This is a genomic window from Dietzia sp. NPDC055877 (genome assembly GCF_053615975.1).
Map to the genome: position 1 here is coordinate 1 of NZ_JBSHCV010000026.1, position 15,553 is coordinate 15,553.

Annotated in this window: 16 protein-coding genes; 5 read left to right on the top strand and 11 right to left on the bottom strand. The window is 70.4% G+C overall.

The genetic code is table 11. The annotated features are described in order from the left end of the window. Nucleotides 1-50: 50 nt before the first annotated feature. Nucleotides 51-731 (bottom strand): response regulator transcription factor, encoded by a 681-nt coding sequence (locus ACWGLC_RS16855; RefSeq protein ID WP_344994547.1) that lies wholly within the window; start codon nt 729-731, stop codon nt 51-53. Between the two features lie 6 nt (nt 732-737). Then, nucleotides 738-1,577, bottom strand: a complete 840-nt coding sequence (locus tag ACWGLC_RS16860; RefSeq protein WP_452100943.1) for a serine O-acetyltransferase — start codon at nt 1,575-1,577, stop codon at nt 738-740. Between the two features lie 72 nt (nt 1,578-1,649). Between ACWGLC_RS16860 and ACWGLC_RS16865 the strand changes: the two genes are divergently transcribed. Further along, nucleotides 1,650-1,973, top strand: a complete 324-nt coding sequence (locus ACWGLC_RS16865) for a putative quinol monooxygenase (protein ID WP_452100944.1) — start codon at nt 1,650-1,652, stop codon at nt 1,971-1,973. Between the two features lie 102 nt (nt 1,974-2,075). Here the strand turns inward: ACWGLC_RS16865 and ACWGLC_RS16870 are convergent, their stop codons facing one another. Beyond that, on the bottom strand, nt 2,076-2,891 hold the full coding sequence (locus ACWGLC_RS16870) for a DUF1906 domain-containing protein (RefSeq protein ID WP_452100945.1): 816 nt from the start codon (nt 2,889-2,891) through the stop codon (nt 2,076-2,078). Nucleotides 2,892-3,049: 158 nt separating this feature from the next. On the opposite strand from ACWGLC_RS16870, the gene ACWGLC_RS16875 reads away from it, so the two are divergent. Then, nucleotides 3,050-3,967 carry an oxidoreductase gene (locus tag ACWGLC_RS16875; protein WP_452100946.1) on the top strand — a complete coding sequence of 306 codons (918 nt, stop codon included), beginning with the start codon at nt 3,050-3,052 and terminating at the stop codon, nt 3,965-3,967. On the opposite strand, the gene dapA is transcribed toward ACWGLC_RS16875, so the two are convergent. Together dapA and ACWGLC_RS16885 are read right to left on the bottom strand one after the other, a co-directional pair. After that, nucleotides 3,964-4,854, bottom strand: a complete 891-nt coding sequence (gene dapA / locus ACWGLC_RS16880; RefSeq protein ID WP_452100947.1) for a 4-hydroxy-tetrahydrodipicolinate synthase — start codon at nt 4,852-4,854, stop codon at nt 3,964-3,966. The two genes, ACWGLC_RS16875 and dapA, sit on opposite strands and share 4 nt — an antisense overlap. Nucleotides 4,855-4,939: 85 nt before the next feature. Beyond that, on the bottom strand, nt 4,940-5,065 hold the full coding sequence (locus tag ACWGLC_RS16885; protein WP_269074846.1) for a hypothetical protein: 126 nt from the start codon (nt 5,063-5,065) through the stop codon (nt 4,940-4,942). A gap of 123 nt (nt 5,066-5,188) precedes the next feature. Here ACWGLC_RS16885 and ACWGLC_RS16890 point away from each other — a divergent pair, with 123 nt between their 5' ends. Then, on the top strand, nt 5,189-5,935 hold the full coding sequence (locus ACWGLC_RS16890; RefSeq protein ID WP_452100948.1) for a pirin family protein: 747 nt from the start codon (nt 5,189-5,191) through the stop codon (nt 5,933-5,935). A gap of 14 nt (nt 5,936-5,949) precedes the next feature. On the opposite strand, the gene ACWGLC_RS16895 is transcribed toward ACWGLC_RS16890, so the two are convergent. The 4 genes from ACWGLC_RS16895 to ACWGLC_RS16910 form a co-directional block, all read right to left on the bottom strand. Next, nucleotides 5,950-7,650: a BCCT family transporter gene (locus ACWGLC_RS16895; RefSeq protein WP_452100949.1), complete on the bottom strand. Its 1,701-nt coding sequence runs from the start codon at nt 7,648-7,650 to the stop codon at nt 5,950-5,952. A gap of 33 nt (nt 7,651-7,683) precedes the next feature. After that, on the bottom strand, nt 7,684-8,265 hold the full coding sequence (locus ACWGLC_RS16900) for a CAP domain-containing protein (protein WP_452100950.1): 582 nt from the start codon (nt 8,263-8,265) through the stop codon (nt 7,684-7,686). Between the two features lie 73 nt (nt 8,266-8,338). Next, nucleotides 8,339-9,298, bottom strand: coding sequence for a diacylglycerol kinase (locus ACWGLC_RS16905; RefSeq protein ID WP_452100951.1), 960 nt, complete (start codon nt 9,296-9,298; stop codon nt 8,339-8,341). Further along, the gene (locus tag ACWGLC_RS16910) at nt 9,295-10,890 is read right to left on the bottom strand and encodes an FAD-binding oxidoreductase (RefSeq protein WP_452100971.1); all 1,596 of its coding nucleotides are present in this window, start codon (nt 10,888-10,890) and stop codon (nt 9,295-9,297) included. Before ACWGLC_RS16910 ends, ACWGLC_RS16905 begins: the two co-directional genes overlap by 4 nt. 118 nt (nt 10,891-11,008) lie before the next feature. Between ACWGLC_RS16910 and ACWGLC_RS16915 the strand changes: the two genes are divergently transcribed. Both ACWGLC_RS16915 and ACWGLC_RS16920 read left to right on the top strand, forming a co-directional pair. Further along, nucleotides 11,009-11,590, top strand: a complete 582-nt coding sequence (locus ACWGLC_RS16915; protein WP_452100952.1) for a TetR/AcrR family transcriptional regulator — start codon at nt 11,009-11,011, stop codon at nt 11,588-11,590. Next, the gene (locus tag ACWGLC_RS16920) at nt 11,587-13,200 is read left to right on the top strand and encodes a glycerol-3-phosphate dehydrogenase/oxidase (protein WP_452100953.1); all 1,614 of its coding nucleotides are present in this window, start codon (nt 11,587-11,589) and stop codon (nt 13,198-13,200) included. Before ACWGLC_RS16915 ends, ACWGLC_RS16920 begins: the two co-directional genes overlap by 4 nt. On the opposite strand, the gene ACWGLC_RS16925 is transcribed toward ACWGLC_RS16920, so the two are convergent. Together ACWGLC_RS16925 and aspA are read right to left on the bottom strand one after the other, a co-directional pair. Beyond that, nucleotides 13,193-13,969, bottom strand: coding sequence for an acetoacetate decarboxylase family protein (locus ACWGLC_RS16925; RefSeq protein WP_452100954.1), 777 nt, complete (start codon nt 13,967-13,969; stop codon nt 13,193-13,195). The two genes, ACWGLC_RS16920 and ACWGLC_RS16925, sit on opposite strands and share 8 nt — an antisense overlap. A gap of 66 nt (nt 13,970-14,035) precedes the next feature. Beyond that, nucleotides 14,036-15,475: an aspartate ammonia-lyase gene (gene aspA, locus ACWGLC_RS16930; protein ID WP_452100955.1), complete on the bottom strand. Its 1,440-nt coding sequence runs from the start codon at nt 15,473-15,475 to the stop codon at nt 14,036-14,038. Nucleotides 15,476-15,553: the final 78 nt, after the last annotated feature.

Below are 15,553 nucleotides of genomic sequence, written 5' to 3' on the forward strand. Positions count from 1 at the left end.
CGAGGCGCCTCACCCGCAGACCGCGTACACAACCACAGTGGTCAGTACAACTAGCCGGCCGTGCTGTCCACGAGTCGGTAGCCCTGACCGCGGACCGTCTCGATCGAGCGCGCCTTGAACGGCGTGTCGATCTTGCGGCGCAGATAGCCGACGTACACCTCGACGATGTTGTCGTCGCCGTCGTAGGCCGAGTCCCACACGGACCGCATGATCTGGGTCTTGGACACCACCTGGTTGCGGTTCCGGATCAGGTACTCCAGGACCGCGTACTCCCGCGAGGTCACGGTGATCCGGGTGTCGCCGCGGCGGACCTCCCGCGCGGCCGGGTCCACCACGAGGTCGCCGGCCTCGAACACCGCGGGGCGCTCGGGGGCGCCCCGGCGGACCAGCGCGCGCAGGCGCGCCTCGAGCACCACGAACGAGAACGGCTTGACCAGGTAGTCGTCCGCTCCGAGGTCGAACGCGTCGGCCTCGTCGTACTCGCCGTCCTTGGCGGTGAGCACGAGCACGGGCGTCCAGATCTCGCGGCGGCGCATCTCGCGCACCACCTCGTAGCCGTTGCGGCGCGGCATCATGATGTCGAGCACCACGACGTCGTACTCCTCGTCGGCGGCCATCGCGAGACCGGCCTCGCCGTCACCGGCGGTGTCGACGGCCCAGCCGCCGGCGACCAGTCCGCGGCGCAGGCTCTCCCGCAGCGCAGGCTCGTCGTCGACGACCAGGACTCGCATCGGCGCTCAGGCCTCGGAGTCGATCTTGTGGTCCATCTGCTCGGCCGGGACCACCGAATCGGCGTGGCGGCGCACCACCTTGGCCGGCACCCCGGCGACCGTGGTGTGCGGCGGCACCTCGTGCAGGACCACCGAGCCGCCGGCCACCCGCGCGCAGTCGCCCACACGGACGTTGCCCAGCACGATCGAGCCGGCGGACAGCAGCACGCCGGAGCCGATCTTGGGATGGCGGTCGCCGTCCTCGTTGCCGGTGCCGCCGAGGGTGACGCCCTGCAGGATGGATACGCCGTCGCCGATCACGCAGGTCTCGCCCACGACGATGCCGGTGGCGTGGTCGACGAGAATGCCCGACCCCACGCGCGCGGCGGGGTGGATGTCCATCGCGAACACCTCGGAGATGCGGCTCTGCAGGAACGAGGCCGCCATGACGCGTCCGGAGTGCCACATCTCGTGGGCGACCCGGTGCACCTGCAGGCCGAGGAACCCCTTGGCGAACAGGTACGGCACCAGGTAGTTGGGGTAGGCCGGGTTGCGCTCGTAGCTCACCACGAGGTCCGCCGCGACCGCCTCCAGGACGTGCGGGTTCTCCGCCAGGACGGCGCGGATCTCCTTCTCCAGCACGTGGCGGCCGATCTCCGGCGTCGCGATGCGGGAGGCCGCCAGCCGGGACAGGGATTCACCCAGGTCATCGCACCCGTCGATGAGGTCAAGGACGAGGCCGGCGATCAGCGGCTCGGTCCTGCTGGAGGCCGCGTCGAGCGACAACTGGTTCCAGACCGCACGCACGGAGGAGTCGGCCTCCGCCTGCGGCACGCACGGGTTCTCGATGCTCAGCTCGATGGTCACCCCACCCAGGGTAGGCCCGCGTCGTCGCGGGGGTCGAGTCGCACCGGTCGGAGAACGCGGCATCATGGGGGCATGATGCTCATCAACGTCCGTTTCGACGTCAAGCCCGAACACGCCGATTCCTGGCTCGAGATCACCCGCGAGTTCACCGAGGCCACCCGCGCCGAGCCGGGCAACCTGTGGTTCGACTGGTACCGCTCCACCGAGACGCCCACCGAGTTCCTGCTGTGCGAGGCGTTCCGCGACGGCGACGCCCCCGCCGAGCACGTGGGGTCCGCCCACTTCCAGGCGTTCACCGGCTCCGCCGCGCAATACCTGCAGCGCACTCCGCGGATCATCAACACCACGCTCGAGGGCGATGCGTGGGGGACGATGGGCGAGATCACCGTCGAGTGAGCTCCCGGGCCGCAAATAGGCGCTGACCTGGGGTGCCCTGCACACAGCGTGCAGGGCACCCCAGGTCAGAGGTGTTCGTGGGTCAGTGTCGGTGGTGCCGGGTCAGCTCTGGCTGCCGAGCGCGGACTGCGCGAGAGCGGCGAGATCGATCGGCCACCACTGGCCGTAGTCGAGGGCGTAGACATCGTTGATGTCGCTCTGGACGCCCCCGACGGCCCACTGCTTGCCGGCCTTCTGGTGGATGGTGGCGTGCGGGTTGAGGCGCCCGTTCGAGCCCCAGTCGTGCTGCCAGAAGTACTCGCCGAGGTTGCGGCCACGGCACCAGTCGATGGTGGGGGCGTTGGCGTACACGCCGAGCTTCATGCCGGCACCGTTGAGATGGTGGCGCCACCGCTCGAGGTAGGGCGCGATCAGGTTGTCGAACTGCGCGCGGCTGGGGTTGTCGTCGATCGCGACGTACATCGGAACTCCGCCCGGGCCGCCGGCCTCACGGTGGATCCGGATACCGACGGGCGCGTGGGTGTCCGCGCCGCCGGCCCCGCCCTTCCAGTCGGCGGAGTCATCCTTGCCGTACTGGTAGCAGGAGACCATGCTGAGGCCGTGGGCGCGGAAGTCGTCCACCTCGCGGCGCAGCAGCGGCTTCCCGCTCATCCACTCGGCGCCGGGACGACGGTTGGAGCAGTAGCGGACCGCGCCCATGTGGCCGGCCGCACGAACAGCGGCACCGGACGGCGGCCCCGACGCGTAGTCGAGGATCGTGCCGATCGGGATCCCCGCACCGGCGCCGGGAAGGCCTCCGAGCCCGGCGGGGATGGAGGACTGGGCGCCGACGGCGGGCGTGATGCCCGCCGCGAGGGCGCCGGCCCCGGCCACGCCGATACCGGCGCGACGGAGGAAGGTTCGGCGGTCGAACGTCATGGAGGTACTCCGGGTTCTCGGTCAGTGACGGTGGCGCGTGTGGCGGATGGGGCTCGCGCCCCCGACGAGTGTGACACAAGAACGTCGCGGCGTCTCCCCCCGGCGTTACCACACGGGTGGAGCGCCATCGGCCAGGCGCGGCTGGTTGACTGATGTTCATGACCCGCTCGCGCAGATGGAACACCGCCGACATCACTGATCAGACCGGCCGCACCTTCGTCGTCACCGGCGCCAACACGGGGATTGGCTTCGCCACCACCAGGGCCCTCGCCGAGCGGGGCGCGCGCGTGATCATGGCCTGCCGGAACATCGAGAAGGCCGAGGCCGCGCGTGCCACCCTGCCGGCCGTCTCGCGGGCACTCACCGAGGTCCGCCGGCTCGACCTGGCGGACCTGGACTCGGTGGCCGCGTTCGTCGCCGACGCCACCACCGGCGAGGGCGCGCTCGAGCGGATCGACGTGCTCATCAACAACGCGGGCCTGATGAACATCCCCCACGGCCTCACCGCCCAGGGCCACGAGATGCAGTTCGGCGTCAACACGCTGGCCCACCATGCGCTCACGATGGGGCTGGCGCCGCTGCTGACCGACCGCGTCGTCTGGCTCGGCTCGCTGGCCCACCTGTGGGGCCGCATCGACACCGACGACCTGGACTCGGAGCGCCGCGGCTACCGCCCGCTGGGCGCATACGGGAATTCCAAGCTGGGCTGCATCATGCTCGCCTACGAGTGGCAGCGCCGCTTCGACCGTGAGGGCAGGGGCCTGCGCTCGGTCGCCGCGCACCCCGGGTACACGGCCACCGAGCTCATCCGGCAGAGCGGCCGCCCCCTCGCCGACCGGTTCTTCGAGCTCGGCAACTCGATCCCGGGCGCCGGGCTCAGCCCGGAGCAGGGTGCACTGCCGGTCCTGTACGCGGCCACGGTCCCGGACATCGCCGGCGGCGCGTTCGTCGGGCCCGACCGGGCCGGGGGTCTGCGCGGCTACCCGCGGATCACCTGGTCGACGCGCCGCTCACACGACGCCGCCGTCTCCGCGGATCTGTGGCAGCGCTGCACCGACATGGCGGCGTTCCGCTAGCCGAGCAGGCCGGCGGCGGCGAGCCCGGTCCGGAGCTTCTCCTGGTGCTCGGCCGGCCCCTGGAGCAGCGGCATGCGCAGCCGGTCAGAGTCGATGATGCCCTGCATCTTCAGGGCCGCCTTGACCTGGATCGCGCCCTGCGAGGTGTGCATGATCGCGTCCACGGCCGGGATGAGGCGGGCGTGGATCTCCCGGGCACGGCCGAGATCGCCGGCGTCGACCGCGCCGACCATCGCACGGTAGTCGTTGCCGGCCACGTGGCCGACAACCGAGACGACGCCGGTCGCACCCAGCGCCAGGAACGCGAGGTTGAGCACGTCGTCACCGGAGAACCACAGCAGGTCGGTCTCGGCCATGAGGCGGCTGGCCTCGAACAGGTCGCACTTGGCGTCCTTGACCGCGCGCACCTGAGGGATCGTCGCGAGCTGACGGATGGTGTCCGTGGTCAGGGCGGTGCCGGTACGGCCGGGGATGTCGTACGCCATGACGGGCCGGTCGGCGGCCTCGGCGATCATCCGGAAGTGCTCGACGATCCCGTGCTGGGTGGGCTTGTTGTAGTACGGGGTCACCACGAGCAGCGAGTCGGCGCCACGGGCGACCATCTCGCGGGCAGCGCGCATCGAGTGCTCGGTGTCGTTGGTGCCGCAGCCGGCCATCACCTTGACCCGGTCCCCGACCGCCTCGACGACGGCCGCGACGGAGTCATAATCCTCGTCGTCGGTGGTCGTCGCGGACTCGCCGGTCGTGCCGTTGACCAGCAGGCCGTCGTGACCGTTGTCGACCAGGTGGACCGCGAGCCGCTGCAGACCGTCGAAATCGATCGAGCCGTCGTCATGCATGGGGGTCACCATCGCGGTGATGACCCGACCGAAGGGGTTGTCGGACATGCGCACCAGACTAGGCCACATCAGTGGTGATGCGCGCCCGGGCGGGCGCGGGTGCGGCGTACATCACCTCCGCAGGGCCGCCGTCCTAGCGGACCTTGTCGGGGTCGGTGTTGAGGAATCGGCCGAGAGTGTTGTCCACGACGATATGGGCCACCTCGTTGGTGGTGGCTACACCCACGCGAAGGGTGGTGATCAACGCGTTCTGCAGCATCGGATATACCTCCTACATGCTGTGACGCTCATCACCGTACGCCGCCCGGTGACACGGCATCAAATATTCGGCAAACTTTCTGGACGGACGTATTGGACGAACGTACTAGACGAGGAGGTCCCCGTGTCAGTGAAGATTCGACGCTCGTTCTCGCGCTCCCACGACGGTGGCGGCTCGCTGGACTCGCGCCACTCGTTCTCGTTCGCCCGCCACCAGGACCCGATGAACACCCACTTCGGGCGGCTGCTGGTGAACAACGACGACCGCATCGCCGCCGGCTCGGGGTTCGACACCCACGGTCACCGCGACATGGAGATCGTCACCTGGGTCCTGTCCGGCTCGCTCGTCCACCAGGACTCCGAGGGCCACAGCGGCATCATCTACCCCGGCCTGGCCCAACGCATGAGCGCCGGGAGCGGCATCCTGCACTCCGAACGCAACGACACCCCGACCGATCCGGTCCATCTAGTGCAGATGTGGGTCGTGCCGGACGAGACCGGCGGGGACCCCGGATACGAACAGCTCGAAATCGACCCCGGGGAGCTGGAGAACACGCTCGTCGTCGTCGCCGGAGGGCTCCCCGCCTACGCCGACCGGGCGGCCATCCGGATCCGCAACCGCACGTCGGCCCTGCTCGCCTCCCGCCTGGCGCCGGGCCGATCCGTCCAGCTCCCCGACGCCCCCTACCTTCACCTCTACGTGCCGGTGGGCTCCGTGGCGCTCGAGGGCGAGGGCGTGCTCGCCACCGGCGACGCCGCCCGCATGACCGCCTCAGGCGGGCGGCGCGTCACCGCCGGGGACTCCGGCGCCGAGATCCTCGTGTGGGAGATGCACGCCGGAATGACCATGCTCGACGTGCGCGGACACTAGGTGTCCAGGAGCAACTAGGCCCCGTCGTCCTCCTCGACGCCGGCACCATCCTCGTCGGGGATGGCATGCAGCGGGTGAACCGGCTCGGGCGAGGGCGCCTCCTCGTTCTTCTCCAGCTCATCGGCCGAGTAGGCACGATCCCACTGACGGGTGACCGTGGGCAGGCGGTCGCCCGTGTCGCCGCTGAGCCCCTTCACGAGGCTGTACATCATGACGAAACCCATCACGAAGAAGGGCAATCCGATCACCGTGATGACCTGCTGCAGGGCAGTGAGCCCGCCCTCGCCGGTACTGACGAGGATCGTGGCGGCGACCGCACCCATCAGCACGCCCCAGATGATGCGCTGGTGGGTGGGCGAGACCTGGACGTCGTCGTCCGTGCCCGACGCCATCATGTCGACGACCATCGCCGCCGAGTCGACCGATGTGGTGAAGAAGATCACGACCAGCAACACGGCGATGCCGGAGATGAGAGTCGCCAGCGGGTAGTTCGACAGGAATTCGAACAGGGCGCCGGGGATGTCCCCCTCGACGGCCACCCGCTCTGCCAGCCCGCCGTCGCCGTTGAGCTCGATGTCAAACGAGGCCATTCCGAAGATCCCGAACCAGAGGATGGAGAACGCGACGGGCAGACCCAGGACGCCGAAGACGAACTCGCGGATCGTGCGGCCCCTGGAGATCCGTGCGATGAAGATGCCGACGAACGGCGACCAGGTGATGGTCCACGCCCAGTAGAAGACGGTCCACGTGTTCTGCCAGCCCGCCAGATCGTCGCTGGCCGGAAAGACGTTGTTCCACAGTGCCAGCTCGGGCAGCGTGGCGATATACACACCGAGCGACTCGACCGTACCCTTGAGCAGGAACAGCGTGGGGCCCGTGACGAGGATGAAGATCAGCAGGGCGACGGCCATCGCGATGTTGAGGTTGGACAGCCGCTTGATGCCCTTTTCCAGACCCAACGCGACCGAGATGCAGGCGATCGTGGTGACGATCGCGATGATGAGAATCTGCACGTACGGCGACACCGCGATGCCGAACAGCTCGTTGAGCCCGGCGTTGATCTGGAGAGTTCCCAGGCCGACCGAGGTGGCGACGCCGAACACGGTGCCGATGACGGCCACCACGTCGATGGTCTTGCCGAGCGGTCCGAACACCTTGTCGCCGAGCAGCGGCGAGAAGATCGAACTCACGCGCGGCGGCATCTTGCGCTTATAGATGAAGTACGCGAAAGCCAATGAGGGCAGCGCGAAGATCGTCCACGTATGTAGACCGAAATGGTAAAGAGTGAACGCCATGGCCTCGGTGGCGGCCTCGGTACTGCCGGCCTCCATCCCCCCTCGGGGCGGGTTGGCGAAGTGGGAAATCGGCTCGGCCACCCCCCAGAACATGAGGATCGTGCCGATGCCGGCGGCGAACAGCATGCCGAACCAGGCCAGGGTCGAATGCTCTGGTTCCTCTCCGTCCGCACCCAGGCGGACGTGCCCGAATCGACTCATGGCCACCCAGATGAGGAAGAACAGGAACGCCGTGACGCCGAAGATGTAGAACCAACCCAGGTTCGTCATGATCCAGCTCGAGGCGACGCCGAAGACCTCTCCTACCCAATCGCCGAACAGGATCGTGATGACGACGAACGCCACGATGGTCCCGACCGTGACGAGGAAGATCCCCGGGTCCGTCTTGAGCCTCAGTGCTCGTGTGATCCGTTCGGACATGGTCTCCCTCGTCGCGTGCGTCTCAGTTCAACTTCAGTACGCGAAGTTGTGTACCACGAAAACTTTGCCGGCCCCGTAGGCAATGCCCATGCCCGCCGAACGGTAATCGGGATCGAGCAGGTTCACGTTGTGCCCGGGCGAGCGCTTCCACAGGTCCACGAGACAGGTCGCGCCGCAGAAGGTCCCGGCGGAGACGATGTTCTCGCCGTGTCCGCGGTTGATCAGCGCATCGTTGTGAACCACCACGTCGCGCGCGGCGAGCCACTCCGCCCACGCCTGGGCCTCGTGGTCGAGTCCGGGGTTCGGCGCCAGCGTGCCGAGGCCGTGGGCCACGCGGTAACCGTTGATCTCCGCGATGATGCCCTCGCGCAGCCCGCCGGAGACGTCCTGGTAGGTCATGCCCGTCGATCCGGCCGCCGCCCACACCTCGGGAGGCAGCGCCGCGCGCACCTGGGAGAGCACCTGCTCGGCCTGGGGGACCAGGTGCGGCGGGACGAACGACGGCACCGCCTGAGCGGACGCCGTCGCCGCACCGCCACCCCCGATCAGAGCGGCGGAGGTGACGGCAACGGTCGCGAGTGACGTGATGAGCCTGGAGCGCATGGTGGTGATCATGCCGCCTCGGCGAGCCTGAAGCGAACCGTTTGACAGATGAGGTAGCCGATTCGGAAACGCCTGTGACCTGCAGTTATTGGTGGGACTTGTGTGACTGGAGTGACCGCGGCACGAGGAACCGACCCGCGCCCGGCAGCACCTCGACCGTGACCGGAAGCGGCGCCACCGGATCGCCGTCGGCGAACGCCTCGACGTCCGGGGCCTCGAGCCGGACCGTTCGGCAGCGCCGCGTCACGACCCGGTCCAGGTCCACGTGCCGCCCCGAGTAGATCTTGGGGAAGTGCCACGCGAACCGGAGCTTGGGGATCCTGCCCACGTACACCACGTCGAGCAGCCCGTCCGAGCGGTCCGCGTCCGGCGCGATCCTCATGTCGCCGCCGTAGCTGCGCGTGATCGCGAAGGCACTGAGCAGCACCTCGGTCTCGACGATCTCCTCGGTCGACAGCCCGGCGTCGAAGGTCATCCGGAAGCGACGCGGTCGGTACAGCGGGAACTCGATCACCGACGCCAGGACGTACCGCAGCGGCCCGCCGAGCACCCGCATCTCGTTGACGCGCCGGTTGACCTTGGAGTCGAGCCCGGCGCACAGGATCGACCCGAACACCTGTGGCTCGTCGCCGTCGGGCGTCGCCTGCCCCAGGTCCACGCACTCGACGCGCCCGCCGGCCACCACGTCCGCGGCTGCCTCGGGATCGCCGAGCGGGATGCCGTAGTCACGGGCCAGGTCGTTTCCGGTGCCGGCGGGGATGATGCCCACCGGGACCTCGGAGTGGGCCTGCGCCTTGACCGCGAGCGAAACCATTCCGTCTCCGCCGCACACCGCCAGCGCGTCGACGCCGTCGGCCACCGCGGCGCGCGCCAACTCGAGCGATTCCTGCGCGCTCGTGCCGATCAGCCGGGTCACCGTGATCCCGTGGCCACGCAGCCGCGCCTCGGCTCTGTCCGCGACCGCCCCGACCCTGCCCCCGCCCGCGGCCGGGTTGACCAGCAGGGCGACGGTGCGGATCTCGCGGTCTATCAGCTTCGCGCTCATGGGATGAGTGTCCCCGGGTTGCACACGCCGTGCGGGTCGACGGCGGCCTTGACCGCGCGCAGCATCTGCACCCCGACCTCGCCGATCTCCGCCGCGAGGTACGGGCGGTGGTCCACGCCGACCGCGTGGTGGTGGGTGATGGTGCCGCCGTGGGCGCCGATCGCCTCGGACGCGGCGCGCTTGGCGTCCATCCACTGCGCGATCGGGTCCTCGCCGCGCTGCCCGGCCACGACGGTGAAGTACAGCGACGCACCCGTGGGATAGACGTGGCTGATGTGGCACATGACCAGCGCGGGAGTGCCGCTCGCCTCGAGGGAGGTGGTGAGGGCGACGACGACGGCGTCGCGCAGCGCCGGGATCCCCGACCAATCGGTGGCCGTCTCCAGCGTCTCCACCAATGCGCCGTTGTCCAGCAGTGAGTCGCGCAGCACGGGGGCGCCGAAGCGGCCGTGCTCCCACGACTCGGCCGGGCCGGCGCCGAGGGACGTCCCGCCGTGGGCCAGGAGCACCGCGCGCGTCTCGGCCTGTCGCGACTCGGCGTGCTCGGGCGTGCCCTCGAACAGGCACAGGCACAGGCAGCCGCCCTGGTCCCCGCTCTCGGACTGCTGACCGATCGCCTCGGTGGCTGTGGCCAGGTTGACCATCGTCTCCGTCTCGTCGGACAGGCGGATGACGGTGGGGCCGGCACCCTGCTGCTCGACGGCGCGCAGCGCGGCGGCGCCGGTGGCGAAATCCGGGAATCGGAACGCCTCGTGGCGCACGACCTCCGGCACGGGGTGGATGCGCACGCGCACGCGGGTGCACACGCCGAACGCGCCCTCGGAACCCATCAGCCACTGCCGCAGGTCCGGGCCGGCCGCCGACGCGGGCGCGCGACCGGCCTCGATCACGCCGACCGGGGTGACCACGGTCAGGCCGCGGACCATCTCGTCGAACCGCCCGTAGCCGGCCGAACTCTGCCCCGACGAGCGGGTCATGGCGTACCCGCCCAACGAGGCGTACGGGAAGGATTGCGGGAAGTGCCCGAGCGAGAACCCGTGCTCGGCCAGCAGTTCCTCGGCGCGGGGGCCGGTGACGCCGGCGCCGAATACGGCCTCGCCGGACTCGGTGTCGATCGACTCGAGCTCGTTGAACCGGATCAGGTCGACGCTCACGACGGCCCGGTGGGCGTCGGCGTCCGGGGTGAGGCCACCGACCACCGAGGTGCCGCCACCGAACGGGACCACCGCCACCGACTCGCGCCCGCACCACTCCAGCAGGGCCACCACGTCGTCGTCGCTCCCCGGGGCCACCACCGCGTCAGGGCAGTCCACCTCGGGGCGCAGGCGCCACGCGAGGAGGTCGGGGGTCGACTTGCCCCGGGCGCGGGGCAGGCGCTGGGCGTCGTCGACGGACACGTTGCCGGCACCTACGAGCCCGGCCAGCGCGGCGATGTCGTCGTCGTCAAGCCTGGACGGCGAGGCCGTCACCGCGGCGCGGTCGAACGTCACGGCGGTCTCGGCGGTCACGCCCAGCACGTCGCGCAACAGGCCCCGGATCCCCTCGTTCAGGTCCTTGGCCTCGGCCTCGGTGCCCCAACGGGACAGGGCCATGGGCGGCAGCGGGAGCCCGCCGCCGGCATCGTCGGGATTGTCCACCGAGGAGAAGTCGCTCATACTGGAACAGTAAAGCACAATCTGTTCCGTTTTCGCCCGTCTATCAGGAGGACCGGTGGCCGCCCCGACCCCGACCCGCGACCGCGCGCTCGACGCCGCCCACGCCGCGATCCTCGAGCTCGGCACCGAGCGCACCACGATGGTCGAGGTCGCCCGCCGCTCCGGCGTCGGCCGCACCACCCTCTACCGGCACTGGCCCGACATCACCGCACTGTTCGCCGACCTGCTCACCCGCGAGCTCACCGCGGCCGTCACGCGCGTCGGACCGGGCCTGGCCGACCCGACCCTCCCGCGCGACGCCGACGAGATCGCCGACCAGCTGTGCGGCATCGCCGACCAGATCCGCACCGACGCGCTGCTCGACGCGATGCGCCGCCACGAGGCCGGCCTCCTCGCCGAGTACCTCCTGCGCCGCCTCGGCGCCTCCCAGCACGCCCTCATCGCGATGCTGACCGGCGTCCTCGCCCACTCCCCCGACCCGCGCCTGGCCGGCCGCGACCCCGAGACCGTCGCGACCATGCTCTACCTGGCCGTCCAGGGCGCCGTCCTGTCCGCACCACTCGCCGACCCACCGCTCGACCCCGTCACCTGGCGGACCGAGCTCCACCGACTCATCCGGGGGTACCTGATCCCATGACCGCGCCCACCACGCCCGACACCGCCCTGTCCGCCGCCCGCCGCGCCCGCGAGCTCGCCGACCTGCGCGAACGAACGACCCCCGTCGACCTCGTCGTGATCGGCGGCGGCATCACCGGCACCGGCATCGCCCTGGACGCCGCCTCGCGCGGGCTCGAGGTGGTGTTGCTCGAGGCGCACGACCTGGCGTTCGGGACGAGCCGCTGGTCGTCCAAGCTCGCCCACGGTGGGCTGCGCTATCTGGCCACCGGCAATGTCGGGATCGCGCGCCGCTCGGCCGTCGAGCGCGGCATCCTCCTCGACCGCACCGCTCCCCACCTGGTGAGACCGCTCGCCCAGGTGGTGCCGGTGTTCAGCGACACGTCGCCGCTCGGCGCGGTGCTGCCGGGACTGGGGTTCGTGGCGGGCACGCTGCTCTCGCGCCTGGCGGGGACCGGCGCCGACCGCCTCCCGGGCGCGCGGATCGTGGGCCCGCGGCGCGTGGCCTCCTACGTACCGGGCGTCCGCCGCGAGGGGCTGCGGTTCGGCCACGTGAACTGGGACTGCCAGCTCGTCGACGACGCCCGCCTCGTCACCGCCGTCGCGCGCACCGCCGCCGGGCACGGGGCCCGGATCCTCACGCGGGCGCGGGTGGTCGAGGCGTCGGGGACCCGGGTCACCGTGCGGGACGAGGCCCCGATCCGCGACACCGCCGACGACGCCCACGCCGCCGCCCGCGAGTTCACCCTCTCCGCCCGGGCCGTCGTCTCGGCGACCGGCGTGTGGGCCGGTGAGACCGCTCCGGAGGTGAGGGTGCGCCCGTCGCGGGGCACGCACCTGGTGATCGACGCGGCCGCCCTCGGCCACCCGACCGGAGCGCTGACCGTGCCCGTCCCGGGCGAGACCAACCGGTTCTGCTTCGCCCTGCCCGCCGGGTTCGGGCGCCTGCACGTGGGCCTGACCGACGTCGACGCACCCGGCCCGATCCCCGACGTCCCCGAGTCCTCCGACGACGAGATCGACTTCCTCCTCGACGTCGTCAACCGCGCGCTCGCCACCGCCCTGACCCGCGACGACGTCCTGGGTACTTTCGCCGGGCTGCGACCGCTGGTCGATTCGGGGTCCGGCTCCGGCGAGACCGCCGACCTGTCCCGCGAGCACGCCGTGCTGGAGTCCGAGAACGGGCTCATCACGATCACCGGCGGGAAGCTCACCGAGTACCGGCTCATGGCCGAGCAGACGGTCGACCTCGTCGTCGACCGGACCGGACTGCCCGCCTCGCCGTGCCGCACCGCCGACCTGCCGCTCGTCGGGGCGCCCGGGCATCCCGTTGCGGATGGGGTTGGCGGGGCCGGCGGGCCCACTTCCCACGGCCGACTGCCCGCGTCGCTGGTGGAACGCTACGGGCAGGAGGCCGCCGCCGTGGTGGCGGCGAGCCTGCTGGACCGGCCACTCGACCCGGTCGCGGAGTGCCTCGACGTGACGCGCGCCGAGTTCTCCTACGCCGTCACCCACGAGGGGGCGCTGACCGTGGACGACATCCTCGACCGACGCAGCCGTGTGGGGCTCGCGCCGGCCGACCGCGCGGCCGCCGAGGCCGCCGCGCAAGAGGCGGTGGGGCTGATCAGCTGACGGGCGCCGGGGCGGGGAACTCGGCCGTGAAGTTATCGAAAGAGAACGTGGCCAGGGCCCGCGCGCGGGTCAGTCCCAGCGCGCGGACGGCCTCGGCGAACCGGGCGACGTGGGTGTCGCCGTCCCCGGCACCCGCGGCGACCGAGATCGTCGCGCCACCTGCCGGTCGGATCCGGCCGCCGGAGACCGCGGCCTGTGCTCCCACCAGGACGGGCTCGCCGCCCAGGACCTGGATGCAGTTCATACCGATCGACTGTTTTCCCGGCAGCGGGATCCCGCGGCGGGTGTCGAGCCTGATGTCGATGCCCGAGGCGCCGCCCGAGCCGACCGCGCCGAGGCGGGCGTCATCGAGCGCGCCGCCGGCCGTGCCGACCATGTCGCCCTTCCACTTGGGAAAGCCCCACAGCTCGTTGCCGGCGGCCAGCGTGAAGTCCTGGTCGACCGGCAGCTCGTGGATGTGCACCCGCGTCCCGACGCCCGGGACCTTGACCTGGAACGCCAGCCCGACCTCGTGGTACGCGCCCAGCACGTTGCCCGGGACGTCGTGGTAGCGGACGTGGATGACGACGACCGGCGTGCAACCGCCGGGCAGGACGACGGGCTCGGCGCCGGCCGCGTCGAGCACCGCCGACTGGGCGCCGCCGGCGATCAGTCTGCGGGCGACCGCGGCCTTACCGAGGAAGGCCGCGCCGGAGATCGAGGCGGACACGACGGGAACGGGAAACGTGATCTCACGGCCCGCGACGACCTGTGAAGTGGAAGAGCTCATACCGAGACGGTAGCTGGTCAGGTGACCAGTATCACTATGTTGCGAAGCTAAATTCTCGCGCGTTCGCTACTCCGGCAGCGCGACACCCGGAGGCGCCATGCGGCCCTTGTACTTCGGACGCAGGAGATTGGCCGGGGACAGGATGTCATCGAGTTCCGCCTCCGAGAGCAGACCCATTTCCAGCACCACGTCCCGCACGCCACGACCGGACCGCGCACACTCGCGGCCCACGAGGTCGCCGTTGTGGTGGCCGATGACCGGGTTGAGATAGGTGACGATCCCGATCGAGTCCATGACGTTCCGGCGCGCGATCTCCACGTTCGCGGTGATGCCCCGCACGCACTTGTCGGTAAGGGTCTCCATGGCCGAGGTGAGAAGCGAGATGGACTCGAACATCGCCTGGGCGATCACCGGCTCCATCACGTTGAGCTGGAGCTGGCCCGCCTCGGCCGCCATCGTGACGGTGACGTCGTTGCCGATCACCTTGAAGCACACCTGGTTGACCACCTCGGGGATCACCGGGTTGACCTTGGCCGGCATGATCGACGATCCCGCCTGCAGTTCCGGCAGGTTGATCTCGTTGAGCCCGGCCCGCGGCCCGGAGGACAGCAGCCGCAGGTCGTTGCAGATCTTGGACAGCTTGGCAGCGGTCCGCTTGAGGGCGGCGTGGACGTTGACGTAGTCCCCGGTGTCGCTGGTGGCCTCGATGAGGTTCATCGCCCCGGAGACCGGCAGCCCGGTCACGGCCCGCAGATGACTGATGACGGACCGGCGGTAGTCGGGCGGGGTGTTGACCCCGGTGCCGATCGCCGTGGCGCCGAGGTTGACGGCCAGCAGCATCCGCGCGGCTGAACCCAGGACGTGCAGCTCCTCGTCGAGGGTCACCGCGAATCCGCCGAACTCCTGGCCGAGCGACATCGGGACCGCGTCCTGCAGCTGGGTGCGGCCCATCTTGAGGACCTCGCGGAACTCCTCCGACTTGTCGTAGCAGGCCTCCCGCAGCGCGACGATCGTCGGCTCCAGCCGCTCGAGCGCGTGCCACAGCGCGATCCGGAAACCGGTCGGGTAGGCGTCGTTGGTCGACTGCGAACGGTTGACGTCGTCGTTCGGACTGATGAACTCGTACGCGCCCTTCGGGTGGCCGAGCCGCTCGAGCGCCAGGTTCGCGACCACCTCGTTGGCGTTCATGTTGACCGACGTGCCCGCGCCGCCCTGGAACACGCTGGACGGGAACTGGTCCATGCAGCGGCCGTCTACCAGGATCTCGTCGCACGCCCCGACGATCGCCTCCGCGACCTTCTCGTCGAGGACGCCCATCTCGAGGTTGGCCAGCGCGGCGGCCTTCTTCACCATGACCATCCCGCGGACGAAATCCGGGATGTCGCTGATCGTGGAGGAGCCGATCGGGAAGTTCTCCACGGCCCGCACCGTGTGGACGCCGTAATAGGCATCCGCCGGCACCTCCCGTGTTCCGAGCAGATCTTCTTCCACACGTGTCCGGCTCATTCGTCCTCCCTCTCTCGGATCTGGGGGTCGCGGTGCGTCCCGCCAACAGTAACCGCGCCGCCGCGCCTTCCGTCAGGA